Origin of the sequence: Deinococcus sp. Leaf326 (genome assembly GCF_001424185.1) — a bacterium.
In the GTDB taxonomy this organism is placed as follows: domain Bacteria; phylum Deinococcota; class Deinococci; order Deinococcales; family Deinococcaceae; genus Deinococcus.
In genome coordinates this window covers 1-1,257 of sequence record NZ_LMOM01000108.1, presented here as the reverse complement: position 1 = coordinate 1,257, position 1,257 = coordinate 1, and the positions used below count along the sequence as shown (strand labels likewise).

The following is a 1,257-nucleotide window of genomic DNA, read 5'->3' as shown; positions in this document are numbered from 1 at the left end:
AGAATGCGGGCACGCTCCCAGAGAGGCTGTGACTTCGACACTCCCAGACTCTCGCGTCTGGGAGCGCTTTTTTCGTCTTATGCAGGTGCAACTCCTGAGTCTGATCAAAGTAGATCCCAATCCAACAGGCTATACTTCCGGCAAAAGCAATATAAGTCAAAAGCTTTAGCCAGATGTTTAGATTTCTAACGGCGTAGGCAATTAATGGAGCTATGGTGATTGAAACTGGTAAACTTAGAAATAGAGTGAATCCGGCATAAAATAATACATTTATACCAACGAATCTGAAACCTGTAATAAAAATACCCTCTATAATCCCTATTAGTAAAGCAAAAAATGTCAAGATCAGAGACGCGACAACCGAGAACAATAATCTCTGAAAATAAAACTCACCGAATGCAACGATAAGACCAACTCCTTCGGCTTAGAGCATTATTCGAACAAAGCAGACGGACAAAAATCGTAATCACTCAGTGAGAGTTTTGACTCATGTTGACTGGTTACGATTATTGTATTGAATACCTATCGTAATGATCATCGTCAAAACTTAACTCTTCAGTTTTAAGTATTTTGCCAAATATTATATTATACAATCCATCTTGATCAAAAGTACCATAATGTTCTAATATATTTACGTCTCTTATGTCGCCATATACTTTGCCGTTTGAAGAAATGTAATATCTGTTTGGATCTTCAGCCGCAAAAGGAAAGATGTTTTCTCCCGTCTGTTCATACCAGAAAACGGCTGTTGCTCTGGTGTCATACAAGTCAGGCGTAAAAAATCTTATCCAGGTACGTCTGGGCAGTTTAAATTCCCCAATCCCTAGTAAATTGCTTAGAAGGATATCGACACTGTTATCAAGTGACCAACCTTCTGCCAGCCTGTCGTTTTTAAAAATACTTATAACTTGTTCATCCGGAAAAAAGATTCTGTTTTCGTTGACTATCGCGAGAGCTTCACTAAATTTCGTATTTTTCATGTACAAGAATCTATTCCATCTGATAACCATCCATTTGATGGAGTGACCCTCCCCTCACGGGAAGCGACGACGGCATGTCCAGAGCTCACCTCTCCTCTGCCGAGCAACTTCAACACGCCCTCCTCAGTAGATGACAACTTCATTTTTTACTGCTCCTGACGCTGAAAAAGGGCTGCTGATCGCCTCCAGAAAGGTCACCAGTCGTTCTGGTTTCCAGCGCAGGGCATCGTTCAAATGCTGTGCGCCGTGCCGAACGGTGCTGACGGCTCGACGTCCA

Annotated in this window: 1 protein-coding gene and 1 pseudogene; both read right to left on the bottom strand. The window is 42.0% G+C overall.

What is annotated here, in order from left to right:
- Nucleotides 1-506: 506 nt before the first annotated feature.
- The gene (locus ASF71_RS24455) at nucleotides 507-980 is read right to left on the bottom strand and encodes a hypothetical protein (protein WP_156373063.1); all 474 of its coding nucleotides are present in this window, start codon (nucleotides 978-980) and stop codon (nucleotides 507-509) included.
- Between the two features lie 123 nt (nucleotides 981-1,103).
- Nucleotides 1,104-1,257 (bottom strand): annotated as a pseudogene (locus tag ASF71_RS24635) (IS4 family transposase); the annotation flags it as partial.